We start from the raw sequence: 16,605 nt of genomic DNA on the forward strand, positions 1-16,605 counted from the left end.
TCAGCCTAAAAAGTCTTCCCGCTGAAAATCATGCTTGTCGATCTTGATATTGTCACATGCCACCCCGTTCGTCCGGAGTACGTGGATCGTCTCGCGCAACAGTTCGTCACTGCCGACGATGTAGAACAAGGCGTCCTTGTCGGATGCCATCATCTCCACGCGTTCGTAGTAGTCTTTCCGACTCGGAACGAACTCTGATGTGAAGCATTCGTTCGATTCGAAGATGTCACCGAATAGATACGCCTTCGACGAATCGACGTTCAACGAATGAAGATGCGGGACGCCTTCCCCGTTCGCCAAATAGTCGAGGACGACCGGACGGAATGTCGCGAGTCCGACCCCAGCCGATAACAAGTAGACATTCTTCCCGCTCCGTTCGAGCGGGACGTTCGAATGTGTCTTGAACAAGGCGACCTTGTCTCCCGGTACCATGTCGCGAAGGATCGATTTAAACGTCGAGCATTCGGATTTGATGCGGGTCGTAATCCCGATTGCCCCTTCGTTTGGCAACGTCGAGATCGACATATGGCGTACGAGGCTCCGGTCCGGCTTGTCCCCGGCGTTGAACCCTTCGAGCGCGAGATGCGTGTGCGCCCCTTCCTGCCACGTAAATTCAGGTGGCAAGGCGAGATGGAACGTGTATGTATCCGGTGCCTCCGCCACTACTTTGGTGATCGGTGTCCAGTCAATTTTCATGTGAATCCTCCCTTTCGTTAATACACCGCAATTGGCCCATACGGACCTTCGATGATTTCCAGTTTCGTCTCAAAAATATCGGATAGAATCTTCGCGTCCATGATTTCATCGACCGTTCCAAACGCAGCAATCTGTCCGTCTTTCATCGCACAGATGCGATCCGAATATTTCGCCGCAAAGTTGATATCGTGGAGCACCGTGACGATTGTCCGTCCGAACTCATCGGCGACGTGGCGTAAATACTCCATCATCTTTACCGAACGGGCGATGTCCAAGTTGTTGAGCGGCTCATCGAGGAGGACGTATTCCGTCTCCTGACAGAGCACCATCGCCACATACGCACGCTGCCTTTGTCCCCCTGAGAGCTCGTCGAGATAGCGGTTCTCGAGCGCGGTCAAGTCGAGGAAGTCGATATATTTCGAGATGATCGCCTCGTCCTCTTTTGTGAGGCGTCCTTTCGAGTACGGGAAACGCCCGAACCCGGCGAGTTGCCGGACCGTGAGCCTTGTCACGAAGTGGTTCTCTTGACGCAGGATGGTGATGATTTTCGCCAAGTCTTTCGACTTCGTGCTCGACACGTCCATGCCGGCGACTTGGATCTGTCCCTCGTCTAAGTTGAGCAACCGTCCGATCATCATGAGCGTCGTCGACTTGCCCGCCCCGTTCGGTCCAATCAATGAGGTGAACCCGGCTTTCGGGATGTCGAGCGTGAGCGGTCCGATGTGGACGTCGTCTGTATACGATTTTTTGACTTGTTCGATTTGAATCATAGCGACCTCTTCCTTAGAATGACGGCCAAGAAGATGAGTCCGCCGAACAGTTCGATGATGACGGAGACGACACTTGGCGTCTGGAATATGTGATACATAAAGAAATACGCGCTCGTCAGGACGAAGAACCCTAGGGCGAACGCCATCGGAAAGACGTATTTATGATCATACGTCGAGGCGACCTGATAGCTGAGCGTCGCGACTAAAAATCCGAAGAACGTGAGCGGTCCGATGAGCGCTGTCGAGACCGACATGAGGAGTGAGATGAGGACGAGCGTGTAGATGACGCTCCTCCGATGGTTCACCCCGAACGTCGTCGCGACGTCCTTGCCGAGTGCGACGATATTCAATCGATTCGAGAACAGGAACAAGAGTGTCCCGGCGATGACGACAATTGGAATGACGATGGGGAAGTACGCCACGTCGGCATTCGTCACCGAACCGAACAGCCGCGCTTGCAGGATATCGAACTCGGACGGAGCGAGCATGCGGCGCATGAACGACGACACCGAGTTCAGTCCCGTCCCGATGATGATCCCGACGAGCAGCATGAGCTGCAAGTTGGCGTATTTGCCTGACAAGAGCCATCCGTAGAGGAGAAGACTCATCGTCACCATGAGACCGACTTGGATCAAGAAGGCGCCCGTTCCCGAAAATCCAATCAATGCCCCTGCCCCGAAGAAGAACACCATGCTCGTCTGGATTGTCGAGTAGAGCGCGTCGAACCCGAGCAGCGACGGGGTGATGATACGGTTGTTCGTCACGGAGTGGAACGCGACCGTCGCGAGACTTTGACAGAGGGCCGCAATCAGCATCGTGACGATGGCGACGATCCGCCGTTCCACGACCGGCACGAATGACGGGGAGTCCATCGGGACCGGATTGTTATAAAGGAGAAGTCCGAGCGCACACAACAGTCCGCCGAGAATGAAGGCACTTAAGAAGAGCCAATAGCGCCTGCTCGCCCGTTTCGATTGAAACGCCAAGGCGTGACGTTCTTCTGTCAATTCCCCAATTGATACGTCGACACCGTCTCGTTCCATGACCGTACTCATCGAACCCCTCCCTTCTTCCGTTGTCGCATTAAGATCATGATGAAGACGACTGCCCCGACCGTCCCGAGAATGAGGGAGACCGGGAGCTCGAACGGCATGATGATCGTCCGTGAGATCAAGTCACTGACGAGAATCGCACCCATCCCGACAAGACAGACCCATGGCAGGTTGCTTCGCAAATCATCCCCGCGGAACATCGAGACGAGGTTCGGAACGATGAGTCCAAGGAACGGCAAATTCCCGATGACCGTCGCCACGACACCGACCGATAAGGCGATCAGCCCCGTCGCCATCATCATGAGCTGGTTATAGTTCACGCCGAGACTCGTCGCGATGTCTTCCCCGAGGCCCGCGAGCGTCAAGCGATTCGCCAGTAAAAAGATGAGCACCGTCACGACGATGATGACCCATAGATACTCGTAGCGCCCGATTTGCACCGAGGCGAACGAACCGACGAACCAACCCTCGATTGCCTGGCTTGCCCGGAAGAAAAGACCGAGGAACGTCGAGATGGCGGAGATGACCGCCCCTAACATGAGCCCGATGATTGGCACGATGAGCGATGATCGGAGTTTGACCGAACGTAAGAACCAGAAGAAGACCATCGTCCCGATGAATGCGAAGACGATTGCCCCGGTCATCCGCATCATGAGGCTCGGTGCCGGTACGAGTAAGTAAACAGTGAGCAGTCCGAGACCCGCCCATTCGAGCGTCCCCGTCGTCGTCGGCTCGACGAGACGGTTTTGCGTGATGAGCTGCATGACGAGCCCCGCCATCGCCATCGCCGCACCCGTCAGCATGAGGGCGACCGTCCGTGGGACTCGGGTGATCCAAAACATATCGAAGCCGTCTGTCCGTGACAGATCGTACACCCCGGTAAAGAGCGACAGCACCGCCAAACCGAGGACGATGATCACGGTGAATACGAACGACTTCGTCCACAATCTAGAAAAGGAGGGCTGAGACATCGTCTCAACCCTGGCTGTCAATGGTTTTTGCATGACGGAACCTTACTTCGCGAGCGCTTCCGTGACACTGTTGAAGAATTCCGCGTACGTTTGAATCGATTCGTTCAAGTACGTGTCTTTCGGGGCATAGACGATTTGCTCTTTCGTCACAGCCGTCGTCTTTTGAAGCGCCGGTGCGTTGTCGATCACGTCTTCGGCTGGTACTGCGCCTTCCGCGTCACCGAGTGGTGCGTCACGGTCGAGGACGAACAACCAGTCCGGATTGCTTTCCGCGATGGCTTCGACGGATACTTCGTCACCTTCGTGGTCACCTGTCGTCTTCTCGACTTCAAGGGCTGGGACCCATCCGAAGATGTCGTACATCGGTCCGAACACGCGTCCCGTTACCGGTGCTGAGAACCCGATGTCTCCGCCCGATACGATGACTGACATGATTGTATCTTTTCCGTTGTATGCCGCTTTCGCGTCTTCAATCGACTTGTCGAGGTCAGCGACGATCGTTTCGGCTTCTGTGTTTTTGTCAAAGATTTTTCCGAGTGTGAGCGTCGTGTCTGTCAATCCTTTGACTAAAATCTCACCCGGTGTGCCTGAATCTTCTGGGATTTCGATGTTCAAATCGATGACCGCCGCTTCCGGTACCAACTTTTTGATGTCCTCGTAGTAATCCGCGAAGCGTTGACCGACGATGACGACGTCTGGGTCAACTCCCGCAATCGCCTCTAAGTTCGGCTCGAAGTGCATGCCGACATCACTGATGTCTTTGTCTGATGCATATGGTGACTCCGCTGGAAGGAGTCCGATTGGTGCCGCCACCAAGTCGATGTCCCATGCTGCCAATGTTTCGAACGTCCGGTTATCGAGGGCGACGACCTTCTCCGGATTGACCGGTACCTCGATCGTGCCATGTGCATCCGTAATCTCGACCGTCTCTGTCTTTGTTGCGCTGCCGACGTTCTCTTCTTTCTTCGTCTCACTCGTTCCGCCACATGCGGCGAGTACGAAGACGAGCAACGTCAACATGAGTGAAATCTTGAATTTCCCCACTTCATCCATCTCCTCTGTATGTAAAGTTCAATGATTCTCATATCTAGAACGAGTCGCGTTGGTTATGTATGTCTAGTATCGCGCTCTCGTTGTCAGTGATAATGATTATCATTGTCGTTTTCATCAAGTAGCATAACAAACAAAATTAGGATACGCAATGCCAATTTGACAAGATTCGGATAGGAAAATTTTTCTTTCCATAGATGCACGCACAAAAAAAGAAAGCGGAGAGGTCCACTTTCAAAGTTACTCATTGTCATTACGATTTCGTTTTCGATCGAGAATGATGTATGTGACGAATAAGACGAACGTATACGTCGCTGAGAAAATCACGATCCTCAATAATCCGTCCGGTATGATTTTCGTGATGAAGAACAGCGAGAACACGACCGAGAAAAATAAATACGGTCCTCGATCGTTAGTCGGTGTGTCTCGCCAGTAAATAATCAAGATGAGAAGCGCAAGCGGACCGCAAAGGGCATACAAGATGAAAAACGGCACGCGGCGCATCAAAAATGGAGTTGGTTTAGGCAGTTCCATTCCACTCATACCTCCGAGATCCCGTTCGCCAACAGCAACAGGAAAATCCAAATCGACAATGGAATCATCAATCCGATTGTCGCAAGCAGCGTGTAGATTTTAATGATTCGATCCTTCGTGAAGAATCCCCAAATCAACGTGGCGAACAAGGCGATGTCAATCGCGAGATATACCCAGATGACCGTCATCAAATCGAGGTTCGGAAACACTCGGCCGTTCAGCGTGAAGAAAGTGATGATTGTCAAAATAAATAGTTCGAGCGTCGCATATAACGGTGCGTATCGCTTGTTCATACGCGCATCTCCCGCTTCCGTCTGACCATCTCATTTGCAATGAAGAGATGTATCAAATGTGAACCCATGTCACGCCCCCCTTTTCCCTGATTATTCCATCAACGTTCTATCTCGACAACCCCTTTCAAATTTTGATAAACTAACTTTACTGAACGGTCAGTAAAGTAAAGAGAGGTGTGATCGGATGAGTAAAAAACAATTGTTGCTACAGACTGCCGCCCAGATGATTCGAGAAGACGGAATCAGTCAGTTGTCGCTCGAACGATTGGCGACGAAAGCAGGAATCACGAAAGCCGGGGTCCTCTATCATTTCGACAATAAGGCCAACTTATTGCGTCAGATGAACGAATTCGCCATCGAGACGTTCGAGAAACGAATCACCGCCCATCTATCGGACGGTCCATATTCATTTACCCGTGCCTATGCCCTCGCGACGTTGGAGGATGTTGATCACGGGGACACGGACCTCGTCGCCGTCTTTATCTCCTCACAAGAAGATGCGACGAGCGAGTCGATCTGGAGTGACGTGTCGACCGGTTGGAACGAGCGATTCGCTGCAGATGGACCGGACCAGGATGCGATTTTAAAACTTCGTCTCCTCTGTGACGGCTTTTGGTTCGCTGTCTTGTATGGGTATAGCGAATCGTTCAAGGACCGTGCGGCGACACTCATTCGGGAGGCATGTGACGAGTTGGTTCAAGGAGGTTCGTAATATGGGATTCATCTATTTGATCGGGGCCATCGCCTCAGAACTGTTCGGGTCGAGCATGTTGAAAGTGAACGCCACCTCGACGAGCCGACTTCCGATTCTCGGGGTCGCCTTCGGTTATGGGACGGCATTTTATTTGTTGTCACTTGCCCTCTTCACCATTCCGCTCAGCTTCGCATATGCATTTTGGAGCGGGGTCGGGACGGCACTCACGGCGGTGATCGGATTCGTCGTCTTCCGGGAACAAATCAGTCGTCAAAAAATTGCGGGGATCGGGCTCGTCATCATCGGGCTCGTCTTCATGAAAGTGTGAGGTGAATCGAAATGAAAGCCTATCTTTTACTGTTCTTTTCTATCGGATTTGAGGTACTCGGGACGTCGATGTTGAAGCTGTCGGATGGATTCACGAACCTCGTACCGAGTGCCATCCTCTTGGTCAGTTTCGCCGCCTCGTTCACCCTCATGGGCAACGTGTTGAAGACGATTCCCCTCAGTATCGCTTATAGCATCTGGGCCGGGCTCGGCACGGTGGCGACGGGGCTCATCGGGGTGTTCGTGTACGGGGAAGTTCTCTCCACACTAAACGCCATCGGTCTCTTGTTGATCGTCCTCGGCGTCATCGTGATGAATCAACAAAGAGAGGAAGTCGTGACATGAACGAGTTGGTAGATTATCTTCAAACACTAGAAGAAGCGTTACTCACGACGGAAGTCAGGCAGTCGACGGAGCGATTGCGTGAACTGTTGACCGAAGACTTCTTTGAAATCGGTAGCTCGGGACGGATCCTGTATCAAGATTGGAATCAGACGACACTCCAGCTCGACCCGATTGAGGCGGTGTTATCCGAATTCACGCTGCATCCGTTGACGGAAGGTCACGTTTTGGTGACGTACCATCTCGTTCAACCGATATTGAAGCGCGAAACACGCCGCAGCTCGATTTGGGTATTCGTGGACGGGCGTTGGAAGATGCGATTTCATCAAGGTACGGTCGTCCCGAAAGAGGCAACTTGATTGCCGAACGTCCTCATCTTCCGCTACTCTGAAGTGGAATCCAAGCGTGACGAAAGGGGCAGTTTCTTTATGAAAATTTTACTCGTTGGGGCAAGCGGCACGGTCGGTCAGACCGTCGCAAAAGAGTTGGAGAAAACACATACGATCATCCGGGCTGGGCGTAACGGGGCAGACGTGCAAGTCGACCTCACTTCTGAAGACAGCATCCGCCAGATGTATGAGACGGTCGGACGGGTCGACGCGGTCATCAGTACGGCGGGCAGCACGCATTTCGGTCCGCTTTCCGAGATGACGCCGGCAGATAATCAGAAGAGTATCGACAGCAAGATCAAAGGACAGGTCAACCTCGTCCTTCTCGGGCTCGATTATGTGAACGATGGCGGCAGCTTTACATTGACGAGCGGAATCTTGATGGACGACCCGATCAAGGAGGGCGCATCAGCGGCACTCGCGAACGGCGCCATCAAAGGATTCGTGACCGGTGCGGCGATTGAGATGCCACGGGGCATCCGTATCAACAACGTCAGCCCGAACGTCCTCGTCGAAGCGCTCGATGCGTACGGCCCGTATTTCCGAGGCTACGCGGCGGTACCGGGTGAACGGGTCGCCCTCGCCTATGTGAAAAGCGTCGAAGGCGCGCAGACCGGACAGACGTACGAAGTCTACTAACAACGAAGCATCTCTTCAAGAGGTGCTTTTTTCGTACCTTACACTTTATTTTATCTCCCTCGTCCGGAAGATTCCGCTATACTCGGGGCATCTTATACCCGGGAAAGGTTGAAGTTTCATGAAAGACAAAACGTTTCGCGCCCTTTATCACATTCCCTCTTCTTTCGTCGAACATCCGCTCCAAAAGCGCGCCTTACAGGCGATCGGTCGTCCTCAGGAATCGATGATCGAGGTCATCTTCCGCGTCGGTGGGTTCGGCACGTATGATGTGAGTACAATCACCTTTTTTGAGAGGGGCACCGTCCTTCGACACATTGATCGGTCCGATACGTCAATCACCGAGCCCTTTGAATTCGAATACTACGAGGGCGAGGAAGCGAAACAGATGCGTGTCGCGTTTCATCTGCTTGGAACGAATTGGTGGCCAACCGTTTTCGAAGAACTCGAAGGGATTCGCACGCTAGACGGTACACAGTGGAATCTCAGCGTATACACGAACGGGACACTCATTCACGAGCATCATGGCAGCAACGCCTATCCGTCCGAATGGGAGCAAGTGACTCGCCTGTTCGGTATTTCTTGAAGAACGACAAAGGGAGCATCCGCAATGGATGCTCCCTTTCGTCAGAGCGGTTGAATCATCTCGACCCGATTGCCGAACGGGTCTCTGAACTCGAATCGGTCGTATCCTGGAATCGGGATGCCTTCGGAGTAAGAAATCTCGTTCTCTCGAAGCGCTTCCTTCCAATGACCTAAATCCGTCATCGCGTATGCGATATGCGCTTTCGTCTTCTGTCGTTCCACGTCGTCCTCTGCCCCGACATGGACGGAACGGTCGCCGACCTGAAGCCAAAATCCGCCACGTCCTTTCAGTGACTCCGGCTTCTCGATTTCACGTAGACCGAGAAACTCACAATAGAACGCCTTCGCCTCTCGCTCCGCTCCAATTGGAATCGTGAGCTGGACATGATGAATCCCTGTGATCATGCTCATTTCCCCTTCCGATAGGTCAGTCCGATATACTGCATCTTCTCGTTGAACAAACGCGGGTACGCCAGATAGCCGACGAGCGTCGCCGAGATCGAGGCGGTCGTCAAAATCAAGAAGAGGATCAAGAGTTGATACAAAACCGCTTCCATCGGGTCGGCTCCCCCAATGATGAGACCGCTCATCATCCCCGGTAGCTGGACGAGCCCCATCGTCTTTTGAGCCTCGACGGTCGGGATCATGCTCGTGCGAATCGCATTCTTCAAGCTATTGTCGATGGCCACTTTTGGTGTGCCGCCGAGTGAAAGAATGAGTTCAATGACGTCGTCACTCCGCTCGACCTCGTCTTTGAACTTGTTCAAGAACAGGAGTGATAACACCATGCTGTTCCCGATGACCATCCCGCTGATCGGAATGACCTTTTCCGGCTCGAATGGGATGATACCGAGCCCGAGCAGGAGTCCCATCGTCAGCGCTTCGATCGTCACGAGCGTCAAGACGATGATCCACATGATGCCCGGAATCCCGTCCCCTTTCCGTCGGATGTTTTGTGTCGCGGCGACAATCATGAGTAAAATCATCAACAGCATGAAGATGGGACTGTCACTCTCAAAGACAAACGTCAAGATATAGCCGATAATCAACAGTTGAATAATGGAGCGGACGGTCGCAATGATAATATCTCGCTCAAGTCCAAGTCGTAGGACGAGCGTCAAGGCAAGCGGGATGACGACGAAAATGAGCGCCGTCGCGAGTTCAATGTATGACATCAATCTTCCCCCCTGACGAATTGTTGGATGACGGGATCGTCCGACTCATCGATGAACGATGCGTCCCCGTAAGCAAGTAGTTCCCCGTCCTTCAAGAACCACATATCGTCACTTACCCGACGCGCTTGATCGAGGTCATGGGTGATCCAGATGACGGTAACGCCATACGATTGTTGCAGTTTTCGGATGAGTCGCTCAATCTCTTTCACCGTCCGGTAATCAAGGCTCGCCGTGATCTCATCGAGCAAGAGCACGTCCGGTTTATTGACGAGCGTCCGGGCGATGGCGACCCGACTTCGTTCCCCACCCGACAGTGATTTGACGGGTTGGTCGAGGAACGCCTCACTCAAGTCGACGCGATGGAGCAACTCGGCAGCCCGATCACGGTCGAGTGTCTCGTCGAAGATGGCTTTCGGGAGATTCAAGTTGTCGTACACCGTCCCTTGAATCATCGGCGCACTTTGGAACGCCATCCCGATTTTCTTTCGAAGTTCGAGGATGTCCATCTCCGCGATGTCTTCCCCTTTAAATAAAATCGTGCCCGTGTCTGGTGACAGCAATCCGTTGATATGCTTCAGACACGTCGTCTTGCCGGCGCCGCTCGGTCCGACGAAGGTCGTGATTCGTCCTTCCCGGAACGTCCCGGACACATGGTGCAGGATGTCTTGATGACTCACATCTTTGAATTCAATGATTGACATGCTTCTCTCGCCTCCTGGTTCTAGTGTACAGAAAAGAGCGGATGAGGTGGTCAAGAATGCAGTTTGTAATCGGTTATAATCAGATTAAGGGGGTGTCTGTGATGGAAACAATAAATATCCATCTCAATGAAGAAGATGCGAGCGTCATTAAGGAATATGTAGAAGCGAAACAGCTGCACCTGTCTACCTTCATTCGCGATGTGATGATTGAACATATTCAAAAAGAAAGAGACTTAAATCGATATCACGAAACGATGTATCATCATCAAAAGGAATCGAAAGCAATCTCATTTGAAGAGATGATGAAAGAATTGGACGGGGAATAAATGTTATACAAATAAAATCTACGCTATACCACCTTTGTTATTGTCGGAGGATCAACGAATAGCACTTCAATCACATCATTTGATGTAAGAAAAACATAGTGCTCCACTTCACCCATGCCCTCATATTGTTCCAAAGACTCTTGGGCAAACCATTCCAGATAACTAGAATTTTTCATTTTGAATAACGTCCAATTCCCGTACTCAAGATGTGCATAATCCCTATCTAAATGCTCTAAAATCCCCATTCGTGAGCCTTCATCCGTATTTCTATAAGAGAGTAAAAGACCAAAAAATAAACACACCAACAAATGTAGTTACGGTCATATTTCTTCACCTTTCGAATTGTGTCATCTGATTCAACATTCGAGTTACATTTTGAAATCCCTTGTCCGTATAACGTGTTAAATTCGTACTCATTTCCTTGATAAACATAGTCATCTCAGAACAAAATGAACATGTTTATCGTGTTTAAACATGTTCATTTATGCTTAAACATAGTCATTTTCACTCAAAATGACCATGATTCTTTTTATTACAGGTTAAACTAAAAAAAACGCTCGACCGTTTCCATACGAAACAGTCGGGCGCTTTTGTTACTTATAATCCCGTTCGATGACGAAGCTCGTCTTGTCTCCGCGGAAGTAGGAGCGTGAATATTCAATTGCTCGTCCCGACTCATCTTCTGTCACCGTCTCGATATGGAAGCAAGGGGACCCGAGTGGACAGTCGAGGAGCGTACTCACCTTCTCGTCAGCTAAGGCAATCTCCAGTGCTTCCGTCGTCTTCGCGACATGCACGTCGTGGACCTCGGCGAGTGTGCGGAAGAGCGAATGCTCGGCCTGTTCCTTCGTGATCCCCGGTGCGATCTGCCACGGGATGAACGAGACCTCATACTGGGTCGGTTCGCCGTCCGCATGACGGATTCGCTCAATCTTTTGAATCGGGGCGTTGTCTTCCGCTTCAAACACAGAAGCGATTTGACCTGATGCCGAGATGACCGAGATGTCGATCAAGGCGACTTGCCCACGTTTCCCTTGAACGGCGAGCTGTGCCGCATAGTTGTTCGGCGTATACGACAACGTCTGTTGTACTTTCTTCCCGGCGACGAACGTCCCGCGACCTTGTTGACGGACCAGATACCCTTCCGTCGTCAACTGGTTGAGGGCACCCCGTACCGTCGTTCGGCTCACATCGAACTCCTCGCAAAGCGCGTACTCGGTCGGAAATTTTTCCCCTTCTTTATAGTGCCCACTCTTGATGCGGGACAACAGTTCATCCTTGATTGCGGTTTGGAGCGTCGATTGCGACATATCTCCATCTCCTTTACGTTAGGTTGGTTCCTTTATTGTGATACAGCAATCATACAAATGCAAATACAAAAACTAATTTGTATCATTTGTACTTTTTATATTGCAGTAAGTTGTATCATTTGTTATATTTGTTACGACAAAAAGAAATCGCTTTCAAAAGGAGGAGTTGGCACCATGGCAGTCAAGGTCGTCATCATCGGCGGTGGATCCAGTTACACCCCGGAAATCATCGAAGGATTGATCGATCGACAAGCAACGTTCCCCGTTCGGGAAATCGTGCTCGTCGATATCGAAGAAGGGAGGGAGAAACTAGAGATCGTCGGTCGTCTCGCAGAGCGGATGATCGAGAAGTCAAACGCTGAAATCACACTCAGTTGGACGCTCGACCGAAGAGCCGCACTCGTCGGCGCAGATTTTGTATCCACACAGATTCGGGTCGGTGGACTGAAGGCACGCGCGCTCGATGAACGCATCCCGCTAAAGCATGGCTTCATCGGGCAAGAGACGAACGGCGCAGGTGGATTATTCAAAGCATTCCGTACCATCCCTGTCTTGATCGACTTGGCAAACGAAGTCGCCGAGATTTGTCCGGATGCCTGGCTCGTCAACTTCACCAATCCGGCGGGCATCGTCACCGAGGCCGTACTCAAGCACTCATCTCATAAGAAGGTCATCGGTGTCTGCAACATCCCGTTCAACATGCGAAACTCGGTCGCCGAGATTCTCGAGACACCTGTCGAACGAGTCGCGATTGAATTTATCGGATTGAACCACTTCGTCTTCGGCCGTCACGTATGGGTCGACGGGGTGGACCGGACGAATGACGTCCTCGCCTCGCTCAACGCAGGCAACGACTACTCGCCGGCGAACATCGTCGGGCTCGGTTGGAGCGAATCGTTCCTATCGTCACTCGGCATGTTACCGAACCCGTATCATCAGTACTACTTCCAGACGAAAGATGTGTTGAAAAAAGACCTCGAAGCGTACGAACAAAACGGCACCCGTGCCGAAGTCGTGCAACAAGTCGAGGCGCAGTTGTTCGAGAAATACAAAGACGTCGATCTCGCCGTCAAACCGGAAGAGCTTGAAAAACGTGGAGGCGCCTACTATTCAGACGCTGCCTGCAACTTGATGGACTCGATTCACAACGACCGCGGTGACATCCAGACGGTCAACACGCTCAATAACGGCACAATTCGGGATTTACCAGACGATGCGGTCATCGAAGTGAACGCCGTCATCACGAAGTCCGGTCCTCGCCCAATCTCCATCGGCGCGTTGCCGCTCCCGATCCGTGGACTCATCACGAACTTAAAAACGTTTGAACAGCTCGCCATCCAAGCGGCTGTATCCGGCACGTACGAGGACGCCTATCTTGCCTGCCTCATGAACCCGCTCATCCAGGACGAGAAACGGATCGACCCGCTTCTTAAGGAGCTGTTCACAGCGCACGAGGCGTACCTACCCCAATTCAAGAAGGAGGTCTATTCATGAACAAGTTTATTGAAATCGCGGGACGTATCGGGTCCCAAAGGCACTTAGTCGCCATCCGTGACGGATTCGTTTCCGTCATGCCACTCATCATCGTCGGGTCGCTCGCGGTCCTCATCAACAACTTCCCAGCCGTCAACATCGGTGGTTTCTCACTCGACTTCGTCGGGTCGATGAACAGTATGTTCGGCGAAGGCAATTGGCAAGGTCTCGGCGGTAGCATTTGGAATGCATCCTTCGCGATACTCGGGCTCCTGATCGCCTTCTCGATCGGGTATAACTTGGCCCGTTCATACGGGATTGACGGGCTCGCAGCGGGTATTTTGTCGCTCGCCTCATACATCATGCTCGTACCGGTCACGGCTGACTGGGGTCTCAACTTCGCATGGCTCGGCGCCCAAGGGCTCTTCGTTGCCATCATCGTATCGATTGTCGTTACAGAAATGTTCCGCTACCTCATCAATACAAAACTGACGATCAAGATGCCAGAAGGTGTACCAGGTGGGGTCACTCGTTCATTCCAAGCGCTCATCCCATCGATGATCATCTTGACCGTCGTCGCAGGATTCCAGCTCTTCATGACGCTCGTCGTCGAACTCAGTGTATTTGAAGTCATCTTTAAAGCAATCCAACAACCGCTCCAAGGATTCGGCGACTCACTCCCGGCTGCCTTGCTCATCGCCTTCTTGAACCACATCCTTTGGTTCTTCGGGCTTCACGGGACGAACATCATCGGCTCGGTCATCGAACCGGTCTATCTCCCGCTCATCGAGCAAAACTTGGCTGCCTTCCAAGCCGGAACATCGGCATTTGATGTACCGTACACGGTCACAAAACCGTTCTTGGATGCGTTCGTCTTCATGGGTGGATCGGGTACGACGTTCGCACTCTTACTCGCCATCTTCATCGTCGTCCGCAAACAACGGAATCACCCGTATCACCAAGTCGCCAAACTGTCGACACCAGCCAGTCTCTTTAACATCAACGAACCGGTCATCTTCGGTCTTCCGATCGTATTGAACCCGATCATGCTCGTACCGTTCATCCTAGTACCGGTCACGCTCACGATTATCTCGTACGTCGCGCTCTCAACAGGTATGGTTCCGAAGACGGTCGCCATCGTCCCTTGGACAACGCCACCAATCATCAGTGGATATTTGGTCACGGGTGGTAGCGTCCGCGGTATCTTGCTTCAAATCGTCAACTTGTCGATTGCGACAGCAATGTATATTCCATTCGTCATGGCAGGAGCGAAAGCAATGACCGCCGAAATCAATAAAAATAAAGCTACAACTGAGGAAGGAGAAAAGATTTCGTGAAAACCGAAACCATCCAAGAACTCTCGTTTATGATTATCTTGCATGCTGGGAATGCCCGTTCATCTGCTTTCGAGGCCATCGCCGCTGCGAAACGCGGTGAGGCGGACGAGGCGACGGCAAAGTTGAAAGAAGCCGATGCGGCCTTCTTAGACGCTCATAAACTTCAAACTGAACTGTTACAAGAAGAGGCACGGGGGACGACGAGCGACATGAGCGTCCTCCTCGTCCACGCGCAAGACCATCTTATGACGGCGATGACTGTGAAAGAGCTCGCCGTCGAAATGATTGATATGATCACCCGTTTGAATCGATTGGAGGAAACGACATGAACATCTTACTCGTCTGCTCGGCAGGAATGTCGACATCAATCTTAGTGGAAAAAATGCGGAAAGAAGCTGCTACACGCGGACTCGATGCATCGATTGACGCGATTCCAGAGTCTCGTTTGAAAGAACAGACGAACGTCGACGTCATCTTGATCGGACCACAAGTCCGCTACCTCGAAGGGAAAATCAAATCGTCCGTCGACGTCCCGGTGGCGGTCATCGACAACATGGCGTATGGAATGATGAAAGGGGACCTGGTCCTCGACCAGGCACTCGGTCTCGTCAATGCCTAAAACGTTCGTTCTCGTCAACGCCGATGATTTTGGATTGACGACGGGTGTGAACGCCGGCACGCTCGACAGTCATGTGAATGGAATCGTCAATTCGGCGACGATGATCATGAACGGGTATGCCGTCGAAGAAGCGGTCAGACTCGCGAACCAACATCCGTCGCTCCGCGTCGGGGTCCATCTCGTCTTGTCCTGGGGCAAGCCGCTCGCCGAGACGAGTACCCCTCTCACGAAAGAAGACGGCACGTTCCGCTACACGAGCCGCTTCTTGACTGAAGACTCGCCTGACCCGGAACTCGTCTATTTGGAGTGGAAAGCCCAAATCGAGGCGTTCCTTGCGACCGGACTCCCGCTCGACCATCTCGACAGCCACCATCACATTCACGGCTGGCCGGTCCTCCATGACGTCATCATTCGCCTCGCCGAAGAATACGACACGACGTTTCGGGCCTTAACGAATCTCGGGACGCGCCGGGACTTGTGGGTGACCGAACGGTTCAGTGATCAGTTCTACGCGGACGGCGTCTCCCATGCGACGCTCGACGCCATCGAACCAGGTGAATCCATCGAAGTGATGGTCCATCCGGCCGACCTCGATGATCGTCTTTCAAGCGTCACGTCTTACCTCGAGCCACGCCTCTTCGAAAAACAGGTGTTGGTCGACTATGAACGCCCCGACTGGTGGGCATGACAAAAGCGAGTTCCCATGTGGGGGACTCGCTTTTTCATAGGTAAAATGCCTGTTGAATCTGTGTCGCCGTCTCTTCTGGACTTAAGTTCGTGTTATCGATACGGAGATAATGCTCGACGTCTAATTCCCCTGGACGTGAGTTCAACCGATACATCGTCGCCGTCTGTTTCAGTTCCGCTTCGGACCAGGCAATATCGCGCTTCGACGGTTTATGCGTGAGGCGGTTCTCCGTCGTATTGCGCGCGAGGCGTTCCTCTATCTCGGCCTCGAGCTCGACGTAGTAAATGTCCGCCCCGTGTGACTCGAACAAGTCCGTCACCTTCTTCACGTAATCCCAGTCCTCCTGCATATCGAACGCCCAGACGAACGTGAAAATCATGCCGGGTAAATCACTCTTGGCGACCGCCTCGAACAGTTCTTGGCGAAAGTGTTGGACGAGTCGCTTCCCTTCCGGCGTCCCGTAATTGAAGAACGGCCCGACGAGGTCGATCGTCATATGGTTATGGAATAATTTCAGTCCGGTTTTATCAGCGAGCGCCTGCCCGACCGTCATCTTGCCGACGGCTTGCGGACCGAATAAGATGATAAATTTCATTGGATTTCCCCCTATACCTTTTGATGATTCTATCATGAACGT

General features: G+C 52.2%; 25 protein-coding genes. 12 read left to right on the forward strand and 13 right to left on the reverse strand.

Going from position 1 to position 16,605, the window contains the following annotated elements:
- The 7 genes from KNO95_RS07770 to KNO95_RS07800 all read right to left on the reverse strand — a co-directional run bounded on the left by KNO95_RS07770 (position 1) and on the right by KNO95_RS07800 (position 5,366).
- Entirely contained in the window at positions 1–696 is a 696-nt protein-coding gene (locus KNO95_RS07770; protein ID WP_026825256.1) for a ferredoxin reductase domain-containing protein, read from the reverse strand.
- 17 nt (positions 697–713) lie between these two features.
- Positions 714–1,466: an iron ABC transporter ATP-binding protein gene (locus KNO95_RS07775; protein WP_214878613.1), complete on the reverse strand. Its 753-nt coding sequence runs from the start codon at positions 1,464–1,466 to the stop codon at positions 714–716.
- Positions 1,463–2,521: an iron chelate uptake ABC transporter family permease subunit gene (locus KNO95_RS07780; protein ID WP_026825255.1), complete on the reverse strand. Its 1,059-nt coding sequence runs from the start codon at positions 2,519–2,521 to the stop codon at positions 1,463–1,465. The genes KNO95_RS07775 and KNO95_RS07780 overlap by 4 nt, the downstream gene beginning before the upstream one ends.
- The gene (locus KNO95_RS07785; RefSeq protein WP_026825254.1) at positions 2,518–3,522 is read right to left on the reverse strand and encodes an ABC transporter permease; all 1,005 of its coding nucleotides are present in this window, start codon (positions 3,520–3,522) and stop codon (positions 2,518–2,520) included. The genes KNO95_RS07780 and KNO95_RS07785 overlap by 4 nt, the downstream gene beginning before the upstream one ends.
- Before the next feature lie 9 nt (positions 3,523–3,531).
- Entirely contained in the window at positions 3,532–4,542 is a 1,011-nt protein-coding gene (locus tag KNO95_RS07790) for a siderophore ABC transporter substrate-binding protein (RefSeq protein WP_026825253.1), read from the reverse strand.
- Between the two features lie 237 nt (positions 4,543–4,779).
- Positions 4,780–5,073: a hypothetical protein gene (locus KNO95_RS07795; protein WP_026825252.1), complete on the reverse strand. Its 294-nt coding sequence runs from the start codon at positions 5,071–5,073 to the stop codon at positions 4,780–4,782.
- Between the two features lie 5 nt (positions 5,074–5,078).
- Positions 5,079–5,366 (reverse strand): hypothetical protein, encoded by a 288-nt coding sequence (locus KNO95_RS07800; protein ID WP_026825251.1) that lies wholly within the window; start codon positions 5,364–5,366, stop codon positions 5,079–5,081.
- A gap of 184 nt (positions 5,367–5,550) precedes the next feature.
- Between KNO95_RS07800 and KNO95_RS07805 the strand changes: the two genes are divergently transcribed.
- The 6 genes from KNO95_RS07805 (at position 5,551) to KNO95_RS07830 (ending at position 8,340) form a co-directional block, all read left to right on the forward strand.
- Entirely contained in the window at positions 5,551–6,078 is a 528-nt protein-coding gene (locus tag KNO95_RS07805; protein WP_051545947.1) for a TetR/AcrR family transcriptional regulator, read from the forward strand.
- Position 6,079: 1 nt separating this feature from the next.
- Positions 6,080–6,388, forward strand: a complete 309-nt coding sequence (locus tag KNO95_RS07810; protein WP_026825250.1) for a DMT family transporter — start codon at positions 6,080–6,082, stop codon at positions 6,386–6,388.
- Positions 6,389–6,399: 11 nt separating this feature from the next.
- A complete protein-coding gene (locus KNO95_RS07815) occupies positions 6,400–6,732 on the forward strand; it encodes a DMT family transporter (RefSeq protein WP_026825249.1) in 333 nt (110 codons plus the stop codon).
- Positions 6,729–7,088, forward strand: coding sequence for a nuclear transport factor 2 family protein (locus KNO95_RS07820; protein ID WP_026825248.1), 360 nt, complete (start codon positions 6,729–6,731; stop codon positions 7,086–7,088). Before KNO95_RS07815 ends, KNO95_RS07820 begins: the two co-directional genes overlap by 4 nt.
- Before the next feature lie 69 nt (positions 7,089–7,157).
- Positions 7,158–7,757, forward strand: a complete 600-nt coding sequence (locus tag KNO95_RS07825) for a short chain dehydrogenase (RefSeq protein WP_026825247.1) — start codon at positions 7,158–7,160, stop codon at positions 7,755–7,757.
- Between the two features lie 118 nt (positions 7,758–7,875).
- Positions 7,876–8,340 (forward strand): hypothetical protein, encoded by a 465-nt coding sequence (locus KNO95_RS07830; RefSeq protein WP_026825246.1) that lies wholly within the window; start codon positions 7,876–7,878, stop codon positions 8,338–8,340.
- A gap of 41 nt (positions 8,341–8,381) precedes the next feature.
- On the opposite strand, the gene KNO95_RS07835 is transcribed toward KNO95_RS07830, so the two are convergent.
- Genes KNO95_RS07835 through KNO95_RS07845 form a run of 3 tightly spaced genes read right to left on the reverse strand, consistent with a single transcriptional unit; the run spans position 8,382 to position 10,215 of the window.
- Positions 8,382–8,744: a VOC family protein gene (locus KNO95_RS07835; RefSeq protein WP_026825245.1), complete on the reverse strand. Its 363-nt coding sequence runs from the start codon at positions 8,742–8,744 to the stop codon at positions 8,382–8,384.
- Between the two features lie 2 nt (positions 8,745–8,746).
- A complete protein-coding gene (locus KNO95_RS07840) occupies positions 8,747–9,514 on the reverse strand; it encodes an ABC transporter permease (RefSeq protein WP_214878615.1) in 768 nt (255 codons plus the stop codon).
- A complete protein-coding gene (locus KNO95_RS07845; protein ID WP_214703272.1) occupies positions 9,514–10,215 on the reverse strand; it encodes an ABC transporter ATP-binding protein in 702 nt (233 codons plus the stop codon). Before KNO95_RS07845 ends, KNO95_RS07840 begins: the two co-directional genes overlap by 1 nt.
- Before the next feature lie 101 nt (positions 10,216–10,316).
- Here KNO95_RS07845 and relB point away from each other — a divergent pair, with 101 nt between their 5' ends.
- Positions 10,317–10,541, forward strand: coding sequence for a type II toxin-antitoxin system RelB family antitoxin (relB, locus tag KNO95_RS07850; protein ID WP_214878617.1), 225 nt, complete (start codon positions 10,317–10,319; stop codon positions 10,539–10,541).
- 23 nt (positions 10,542–10,564) lie between these two features.
- Here the strand turns inward: relB and KNO95_RS07855 are convergent, their stop codons facing one another.
- Together KNO95_RS07855 and KNO95_RS07860 are read right to left on the reverse strand one after the other, a co-directional pair.
- Complete coding sequence (locus KNO95_RS07855) at positions 10,565–10,786, reverse strand: hypothetical protein (RefSeq protein WP_051545946.1); 222 nt, start codon at positions 10,784–10,786, stop codon at positions 10,565–10,567.
- Between the two features lie 348 nt (positions 10,787–11,134).
- Positions 11,135–11,851 carry a GntR family transcriptional regulator gene (locus KNO95_RS07860; RefSeq protein ID WP_026825241.1) on the reverse strand — a complete coding sequence of 239 codons (717 nt, stop codon included), beginning with the start codon at positions 11,849–11,851 and terminating at the stop codon, positions 11,135–11,137.
- Positions 11,852–12,025: 174 nt separating this feature from the next.
- Here KNO95_RS07860 and KNO95_RS07865 point away from each other — a divergent pair, with 174 nt between their 5' ends.
- Genes KNO95_RS07865 through KNO95_RS07885 form a run of 5 tightly spaced genes read left to right on the forward strand, consistent with a single transcriptional unit; the run spans position 12,026 to position 15,968 of the window.
- Positions 12,026–13,345, forward strand: a complete 1,320-nt coding sequence (locus tag KNO95_RS07865) for a 6-phospho-beta-glucosidase (RefSeq protein WP_026825240.1) — start codon at positions 12,026–12,028, stop codon at positions 13,343–13,345.
- On the forward strand, positions 13,342–14,661 hold the full coding sequence (locus tag KNO95_RS07870) for a PTS sugar transporter subunit IIC (protein WP_026825239.1): 1,320 nt from the start codon (positions 13,342–13,344) through the stop codon (positions 14,659–14,661). The genes KNO95_RS07865 and KNO95_RS07870 overlap by 4 nt, the downstream gene beginning before the upstream one ends.
- The gene (locus KNO95_RS07875; RefSeq protein ID WP_026825238.1) at positions 14,658–14,990 is read left to right on the forward strand and encodes a PTS sugar transporter subunit IIA; all 333 of its coding nucleotides are present in this window, start codon (positions 14,658–14,660) and stop codon (positions 14,988–14,990) included. The genes KNO95_RS07870 and KNO95_RS07875 overlap by 4 nt, the downstream gene beginning before the upstream one ends.
- Positions 14,987–15,280: a PTS sugar transporter subunit IIB gene (locus KNO95_RS07880; protein WP_026825237.1), complete on the forward strand. Its 294-nt coding sequence runs from the start codon at positions 14,987–14,989 to the stop codon at positions 15,278–15,280. Before KNO95_RS07875 ends, KNO95_RS07880 begins: the two co-directional genes overlap by 4 nt.
- Entirely contained in the window at positions 15,273–15,968 is a 696-nt protein-coding gene (locus KNO95_RS07885) for a carbohydrate deacetylase (protein ID WP_214878619.1), read from the forward strand. The genes KNO95_RS07880 and KNO95_RS07885 overlap by 8 nt, the downstream gene beginning before the upstream one ends.
- Positions 15,969–16,002: 34 nt before the next feature.
- Here the strand turns inward: KNO95_RS07885 and KNO95_RS07890 are convergent, their stop codons facing one another.
- Positions 16,003–16,563 carry an AAA family ATPase gene (locus tag KNO95_RS07890; protein ID WP_026825235.1) on the reverse strand — a complete coding sequence of 187 codons (561 nt, stop codon included), beginning with the start codon at positions 16,561–16,563 and terminating at the stop codon, positions 16,003–16,005.
- Between the last annotated feature and the right edge of the window lie 42 nt (positions 16,564–16,605).

Source organism: Exiguobacterium sp. ERU653 (assembly GCF_018617775.1).
Taxonomy (GTDB): domain Bacteria; phylum Bacillota; class Bacilli; order Exiguobacteriales; family Exiguobacteriaceae; genus Exiguobacterium; species Exiguobacterium marinum.

Excerpts from the sequence above, each read along its gene's own strand:
- KNO95_RS07890 (WP_026825235.1), bottom strand. The coding sequence starts at position 16,563 with ATGAAATTTATCATCTTATTCGGTCCGCAAGCCGTCGGCAAGATGACG.
- KNO95_RS07825 (WP_026825247.1), top strand. The coding sequence starts at position 7,158 with ATGAAAATTTTACTCGTTGGGGCAAGCGGCACGGTCGGTCAGACCGTC.
- KNO95_RS07795 (WP_026825252.1), bottom strand. The coding sequence starts at position 5,073 with ATGGAACTGCCTAAACCAACTCCATTTTTGATGCGCCGCGTGCCGTTT.
- KNO95_RS07845 (WP_214703272.1), bottom strand. The coding sequence starts at position 10,215 with ATGTCAATCATTGAATTCAAAGATGTGAGTCATCAAGACATCCTGCAC.
- KNO95_RS07810 (WP_026825250.1), top strand. The coding sequence starts at position 6,080 with ATGGGATTCATCTATTTGATCGGGGCCATCGCCTCAGAACTGTTCGGG.
- KNO95_RS07770 (WP_026825256.1), bottom strand. The coding sequence starts at position 696 with ATGAAAATTGACTGGACACCGATCACCAAAGTAGTGGCGGAGGCACCG.
- KNO95_RS07785 (WP_026825254.1), bottom strand. The coding sequence starts at position 3,522 with ATGCAAAAACCATTGACAGCCAGGGTTGAGACGATGTCTCAGCCCTCC.
- relB (WP_214878617.1), top strand. The coding sequence starts at position 10,317 with ATGGAAACAATAAATATCCATCTCAATGAAGAAGATGCGAGCGTCATT.
- KNO95_RS07830 (WP_026825246.1), top strand. The coding sequence starts at position 7,876 with ATGAAAGACAAAACGTTTCGCGCCCTTTATCACATTCCCTCTTCTTTC.
- KNO95_RS07835 (WP_026825245.1), bottom strand. The coding sequence starts at position 8,744 with ATGATCACAGGGATTCATCATGTCCAGCTCACGATTCCAATTGGAGCG.
- KNO95_RS07790 (WP_026825253.1), bottom strand. The coding sequence starts at position 4,542 with ATGGATGAAGTGGGGAAATTCAAGATTTCACTCATGTTGACGTTGCTC.
- KNO95_RS07775 (WP_214878613.1), bottom strand. The coding sequence starts at position 1,466 with ATGATTCAAATCGAACAAGTCAAAAAATCGTATACAGACGACGTCCAC.
- KNO95_RS07880 (WP_026825237.1), top strand. The coding sequence starts at position 14,987 with ATGAACATCTTACTCGTCTGCTCGGCAGGAATGTCGACATCAATCTTA.
- KNO95_RS07870 (WP_026825239.1), top strand. The coding sequence starts at position 13,342 with ATGAACAAGTTTATTGAAATCGCGGGACGTATCGGGTCCCAAAGGCAC.
- KNO95_RS07805 (WP_051545947.1), top strand. The coding sequence starts at position 5,551 with ATGAGTAAAAAACAATTGTTGCTACAGACTGCCGCCCAGATGATTCGA.
- KNO95_RS07840 (WP_214878615.1), bottom strand. The coding sequence starts at position 9,514 with ATGTCATACATTGAACTCGCGACGGCGCTCATTTTCGTCGTCATCCCG.
- KNO95_RS07780 (WP_026825255.1), bottom strand. The coding sequence starts at position 2,521 with ATGAGTACGGTCATGGAACGAGACGGTGTCGACGTATCAATTGGGGAA.
- KNO95_RS07815 (WP_026825249.1), top strand. The coding sequence starts at position 6,400 with ATGAAAGCCTATCTTTTACTGTTCTTTTCTATCGGATTTGAGGTACTC.
- KNO95_RS07820 (WP_026825248.1), top strand. The coding sequence starts at position 6,729 with ATGAACGAGTTGGTAGATTATCTTCAAACACTAGAAGAAGCGTTACTC.
- KNO95_RS07800 (WP_026825251.1), bottom strand. The coding sequence starts at position 5,366 with ATGAACAAGCGATACGCACCGTTATATGCGACGCTCGAACTATTTATT.
- KNO95_RS07885 (WP_214878619.1), top strand. The coding sequence starts at position 15,273 with ATGCCTAAAACGTTCGTTCTCGTCAACGCCGATGATTTTGGATTGACG.
- KNO95_RS07865 (WP_026825240.1), top strand. The coding sequence starts at position 12,026 with ATGGCAGTCAAGGTCGTCATCATCGGCGGTGGATCCAGTTACACCCCG.
- KNO95_RS07855 (WP_051545946.1), bottom strand. The coding sequence starts at position 10,786 with ATGGGGATTTTAGAGCATTTAGATAGGGATTATGCACATCTTGAGTAC.
- KNO95_RS07860 (WP_026825241.1), bottom strand. The coding sequence starts at position 11,851 with ATGTCGCAATCGACGCTCCAAACCGCAATCAAGGATGAACTGTTGTCC.